Raw genomic sequence first — 1,675 nt, forward strand, 5'->3', positions numbered from 1 at the left:
GTAAGCATTCACCTCCAGCGCATTTCGGCTTCTGGTGATCGCGCTGTGTGATCGTCCTCAGGCATGCGTGAGTACGGCCGATCCTGGGATGGTCAGCCGGTTACCGGGTCGGGTGGCATCCAGAGGTTGCCCAGCAGCGCGTTGCGTAGGACGGTCATGACGTCGAGGCTGTGCTTGAGCGCGGTGGACAGGTAGCCGCGTACGGCGTAGCGGTGCTCGGCGGCCTTCTCCGAGCGGAGCCTGCCGGAGATTTTCTGCTGGGTTTTGGCTGGTCGCAGGTCGCGTTCGGCCTGGTTGTTCGTCGGTGGGATCCGCAAGTCGCAGGCGAAGCGCAGGACGTCGCCGGCGCGGTCGCGCAGCACCTCCAGCAGCACCCGGCCGACCGGCTGGGTGACGGTCTTGGCCGGCCCCGGCAGGCGCTTGACCTGCGACAGTCCGACGGCGACTCCGCCGCGGTACATCTTGGTGAACATCGCCAGGGTGCCAGCCTCGATGGCATCTTTGTCCTGGTCGCGGGCGAGGTTGGCGGCGTGGATCAAGCCGCGCAGCGCCATCTGCAGCTGCCGGGGCCAGCGAGCACCTGGGTAGGTCTCGGCACAGTCTTCAAGATCACGAATGAGGTGCGCCGCGCAGAGTTGGTGATCGCGCGCACCCAGGTCGGTGGCGTCGTAGTTCTGGTAGCGGTCATGGACCACCACGCCGGTCAGGTCGGCCACCACGAACTTCTTGAAGGTCTCCAGGTCCCGCCCGCCGAGCATGTACCAGGTCAGCAGCTGGTCGCAGGCCACCAGCAGGTACTTCTTAGCCTTCTTCGGCCCGACCCGGATGGGCGTCTCGTCGCAGCACACCACGTAGGCCAGGGTGAGCAGCATCCGGATCCGCGCGTTCGCGGATGCGACCGCGGCGGCGGCCCGGCCGATCAAGCCGTGCACGAACCCGGGCGAGGGCTCCGCACCGGTGAGCGAGGTCACCAACTCGGCGACCCGGTGCACCGGAATCGCGTGAACAACCAGCAGATACACACACCATGCCTGCAGATTGACCCCGAGACTGACCGGTGCCGCGGGCACGCCCGGCGGGCGCGGCGCGGTATGCACGGCGCCGCACCGGCAGGCGACCGTGTGCAACTGATGCTGGAATCGGCGAGCCACCATCAGCGGGATCTCGATCTGCTGGTGCCGGGCCGTCACCCCCAGATCGGCTGCCTGGCCCAGATCGGTCCCGCACCCGCACTGGCCTTGCGGATAGTGCTCGACGGTGTCGCCATCGGCGACCTCATCGGACCAGGCCAGCGCCTTGCCCTGGGCACCGGGCTGCTTACCCGGCCGACGCCGACCGCTGCTGACCTTGCGATCCTTGGGCTGCTTGCGGCCGGGAAGGTCATCGACCGAGGGCGGCATCCCGGAATTGCCGCTGTTACGCGAGACCAGCCGCTCCAGCTTGGCCACCCGCTCGCGCAGCGCAGCGTTCTCGGCCCGAAGCTCGGCTACCTCCGCCTTCAACGCGGTGTTCTCGGCCATGAGCGCGCGCGTCAGAGCGATCAGCTCCTCGCGGGACAGCTCCTCCAGGCCGGACACCTGAAGATCACATCATCCGAGCCCGATTTGATCAAAGTGACGGACGGTCACGCAACCGCTCGAACTGCTACATCCTGTGCACGACGTGAATGCTTACG

Annotated in this window: 1 protein-coding gene; it reads right to left on the reverse strand. The window is 67.2% G+C overall.

Going from position 1 to position 1,675, the window contains the following annotated elements:
• Positions 1 to 92: 92 nt before the first annotated feature.
• A complete protein-coding gene (tnpC, locus tag ABN273_RS59125; RefSeq protein ID WP_349458582.1) occupies positions 93 to 1,577 on the reverse strand; it encodes an IS66 family transposase in 1,485 nt (494 codons plus the stop codon).
• Positions 1,578 to 1,675: the final 98 nt, after the last annotated feature.

Source organism: Nonomuraea sp. B19D2, from assembly GCF_040137845.1.
Lineage (GTDB): Bacteria > Actinomycetota > Actinomycetes > Streptosporangiales > Streptosporangiaceae > Nonomuraea.